At 78.7% G+C, this 4,004-nt stretch carries 1 protein-coding gene and 2 pseudogenes; 2 read left to right on the top strand and 1 reads right to left on the bottom strand.

All coding sequences use genetic code 11. The features are described 5' to 3' along the window. Positions 1-2,096, top strand: a pseudogene (locus tag AB0L40_RS26995) (hypothetical protein); the annotation flags it as partial. A gap of 316 nt (positions 2,097-2,412) precedes the next feature. Here AB0L40_RS26995 and AB0L40_RS26990 read toward each other — a convergent pair. Next, positions 2,413-3,591, bottom strand: a complete 1,179-nt coding sequence (locus AB0L40_RS26990; protein ID WP_364361773.1) for a LuxR C-terminal-related transcriptional regulator — start codon at positions 3,589-3,591, stop codon at positions 2,413-2,415. Here AB0L40_RS26990 and AB0L40_RS26985 point away from each other — a divergent pair. Further along, a pseudogene (locus AB0L40_RS26985) lies at positions 3,556-4,004 on the top strand (hypothetical protein); the annotation flags it as partial. The gene AB0L40_RS26990 and the pseudogene AB0L40_RS26985 sit on opposite strands and share 36 nt — an antisense overlap.

Genomic DNA, 4,004 nt, shown 5'->3' with positions numbered 1-4,004 from the left:
GATCTGATGGGCCGCAGACGGTCGCTCCGTCCCGGGGCCCGAGCGCCGTCGCGGGCGTCGACGGCCCCGCCGCCCGCGACCCCTACGGCACCGGCGTCGAGTGGGCGATCCTCGCCCTCGGCGTGGTCGGGGCGATCGTCGTCTGGCTGGCCTTCCCGTCCGCCGGCAACTACGACACCGTCCTGGACCTCGTCTGGGCGCGTGAGCTGCTCGACGGGGCCAAGCCCGGGTTCGAGGGCTACGCCGCGTCCACGCCGCACCCGCTGTGGGTCGCGATCGGCGTGCCGGTCGTCGGGCTGCTCGGCGACGACGGGGACCGGGCGATGGTGCTGATCAGCGCGCTGTCGCTCGCTGTCCTGGCCGCCGGGACCGCCCGGCTGGGCCGCGTCGCCGGCGAGGCGATCGCGCCGCCGGAGCGCGCCGTCCGCGTCGGCCGCGCCACCGCCGCGGTCGCGGGGCTGCTGCTGCTGTCGAGCTTCGCGTTCGGCCTGCTGGCCGCCAAGGGCTACCTCGACGTGCCGTTCCTGGCGCTCGTCACCTGGGCCGGCGCGTGGGCGCTGCGCCGGCCGACGGCCTGGAAGGGCCCGGCGCTGCTGCTCGTCCTCGCCGGCCTGCTGCGGCCCGAGGCCTGGGTCCTCGCCGGCCTGCACTGGCTGTGGTGCACCGTCCCCGGTCGCTGGTCGGCGGTCGCGAAGCGGCGGCCGGGCCGGACGGCGCAGGACGGTCCGGTGCGGGGACCGGTCGCCGCGGGTGAGGGGCGGACCCCGGCCGGCGGGTCCCGCCACGCCGAGGCCGGGTCGACGGGGCCCCGCCCCGCGGCGCCGACCGGCCCGGGGTTCCCCGGCGCCCGGGCCTGGAGCCGCGCGCCGCTGCTGCCCGGCCGCGGCGTCCACCTGGGCCTCGTCCTGCTCGCCCCCGTCCTCTGGGTCCTGATGGACCTCGTCGTCACGGGGGATCCGTTCCACTCGCTGACGGCCACCAGTCAGCTCGCCGACGAGCTCGGACGCGACCGCGGGATCGCCAAGGCGCCACGGATCCTCGTCTCCCAGCTCGTCGACCAGTCCCGCCCGCCCGTCTTCGTCGCGGGTCTCGCGGGTCTCGCGGTGCTGCTGCTCGCGCCGCGCGCCGGCCTGCGCGCCGTGCCGCGGCGGGTCCGGACGGTGCTCGTCGCGCTGCTGGCCGCGGGCGTCGTCACGTTCCTGGCCGCGGGCGTCGGCGGGCTGTCCTTGATCCCGCGCTACCTCAGCGTCCCGGTCGTGGCCCTCACGGTCCTCGCCGCGCTGGCCGCGACGGGGTGGCTGGCGCTGCCGCGGGAGGGCGAGGCCTCGGGTCGTGGGGCGGCCGGGGCCGGTGGTGGGGCTGGAGCCGGTGCGGGGGCTGGGGCCGGTGTGGAGGCCGGGGCCGGTGTGGAGGCCGGGGCCGGTGCGGGGGCTGGGGCCGGTGGGGCGGCCGGGGCCGGTGGGGCGGCCGGGGCCGATGTGGAGGCCGGGGCCGGTGCGGTGGCCGAGTCCGGTGGGGCGGGGACGGCACCTGCGGCCGGTGAGTCCACGACCCGTGCACCCGCCGGACGTGCTGGAGGAACGGCGGCGGCGAGCACCGGGGCGCCCGGCGGCAGGGTGTCCGGGAGCCTCCCGTTCCGCACCGCCTGGGCCGCGGTCGTCGTGGTCGGCGCGGTCCTCGGCGTCGGCGCCTACCTGACCGTGAAGCGCGACTCGGTCCGCAGCCTCGGCGACGAGCTGCGCTTCCTCTCCGACGCCCGCACGGACGTCCGCGACCTGATCGACGACCCCGCCGTCCGCCGCGGCGCCCGCTGCGGGCCGATATCGCTGCCGACGTACCGCCTCGTGCCCGAGATCCGGCTCCAGCTCGACGTCGGCTCCCGTCGCGTCGTGGCGCGGTCGGACCCCCGCGCCCGACGCCTCGGCGCGTTCACCCGCGGCGTGGCGATCACCGTCGACGAGGACGCCGCCGGCGGCAAGTGGCGCCGCCGCTACGCCCAGGCCGACGGCGTCCCGCGGTCGACGAAGCCGGCGCCGCCGGGCTTCCGGCCGGTGGCGCGCTCCGGAGCCTTCGTGGCGTCGGTGCGCTGCGGCTGACATCGGGACCGCGGCCGAGTCGGGACTGCGGCCGACGTCGGGACCGCGGCTGAGTCGGACCGCGGCCGAGTCGGGACTGCGGCTGACGCTCGACCGGGCCGCTCGGTGGCCGGCCCTGTGCGGATCCTGGGCTTCGAGCGTGCGGTTCTCCGTCCCTGAGGAGGATCAGTGCACTCTCGATGGTCCGTGGGGGCGGGCCCGCCCGCGGCCCGCGCGCAGTGTCCGGCTCCTGGGCTTCGAGCGTGCGGTTCTCCGTCCCTGGGGAGGAAGAACGCACCTTCGACGGTCCGAGGACACGGACCTCAGTCTGCGGCCCTCAGCCCGCGTCCCGCCAGCGCGCCGCCAGTGCCGTCCGTGATCGGACGCCGAGCTTGCGGTACGCCTGGCGCAGGTGGTGCTCGACCGTGCGCGGGGAGAGGTGCAGGGCCGCGGCGGCCTCGCGGTTGGTGCGGCCCTCGACGACGAGGCCGCAGACGGCGCGCTCGCGGGCCGTCAGGTCCTCCGCGCCCGGCACCGCCTGTCGGCCGCCGCAGGCGGCGAGCTCCGCGCGGGCCCGCCGCTCCCACGGCTCCGCGCGCATGCCGGCGAACGCCTCCGCGGCACGGGTCAGCGGGTCCCGGGCGTCACTCCGGCGCCGCGCCCGGCGCAGCCGCTCGCCCGCCACGAGCCGGGTGCGGGCCACGTCGAACGGGGACGGCAGGACCTCGGAGGTGGCGAGGGCCTCGCGGATCGGCTCGTCCAACGCGTCGTCGGGGGCCAGGAGCAGGCGGCAGCGCGCGGCGCCGGCCAGGGCCCACGGGCCCCGACCGTCGCGGGCGGCCTGCTCGACGAGCGCGGCGACGGACTCGGCGCGCTCGCGCTGCCCCTCGGCCAGCAGCGCCTCGACGAGGTCCGGCGCGGTGGCGACGAAGCCCGGGTCCGTCGTGCCCTGGTTGGCGCTGCGGCGGTGGCTGCGCTCCAGGTGCGCGACCGCCTCGCCGGGGCGCCCGGCGGAGAGGTGCATGAGGCCCAGCGCGGAAGACGAGTAGGCGTCGGCGTGACCGAGGTCGTGGCGGGCCGCGACCGCGGCCGCGCGCTCGGCGTGGGCGACCGCGCGCGCCTCGTCCCCGCGGACGGCGTGGACCCACGCCGCGGTCGAGCACGCCACGGAGACCGCGAAGCCGCTGTCGGTGGCGTCGGCCAGGCCGATGACCTCCTCGGCGTGCTCCAGGGCCCGGTCCCACGCGCCGAGCCGCAGGTCCAGCGGCCCGCGGGTGGCCAGCGGCAGGGCGAGCGGCCCGGCGGCGCCGGCCTCGCGGGCGGCCGTGACGCAGCGCCACAGGAGCGCGTCGGCGGCGTCGAGCTCCTCCAGCCACGTCAGGCCGAACGCCGTGATCGACAGGATCTCGTGGCCCTCGCCGCAGGGGTCCAGGTGGTCCAGGACCGGCTTGGCGGCGCGCAGCAGCTCCCGGGCGCGGTCGTGCTCGCCGGTCGACGTCAGCGCGAGGCCCTCCATGATCGCGGGGATCGCCTGGGCCTCGGGCGGCAGCAGGGCGCCGGCCGCGCGGGCGAGCTCGGCGAGACGGGCGACCGAGCCACTGGCCAGCAGCGCGGCTCCCGCCCGGATCAGGAGCAGCGCGGCGCGCAGCGGATCGTCGGCCTGCGCGCGGCGGGCCTCGGCCTCGAAGACGGCCGCGGCCTCGTGGGGGTGGCCCTCCTGCAGCAGGGCGGTGCCGCGCTGCTCGACGGCCTGCGCCCGCAGCGCGGGGTCGTCGGTCTGCTCCAGCAGCTCGTCGAGCAGTCGCAGCGCCCACGTGGGGCGGCTCGCGTGGCCCGCGGCGATCGCGGCCGCCAGGACCCGGCGCCGTGGAGTGTAGGCTGCTCCGCGTCATGGCGCGAAGCGTGGAGCTCGACTACCCCAACCGGGAC

Origin of the sequence: Patulibacter sp. NPDC049589 (assembly GCF_040675535.1) — a bacterium.
Classification (GTDB): domain Bacteria; phylum Actinomycetota; class Thermoleophilia; order Solirubrobacterales; family Solirubrobacteraceae; genus Patulibacter.
The sequence above is the reverse complement of the archived record's forward strand: the minus strand, read 5'-3'. Positions and strand labels throughout refer to the sequence as shown.

Coding starts and splice junctions, on each gene's coding strand:
- AB0L40_RS26990 (WP_364361773.1), bottom strand. CDS start 3,591: ATGGAGGGCCTCGCGCTGACGTCGACCGGCGAGCACGACCGCGCCCGG.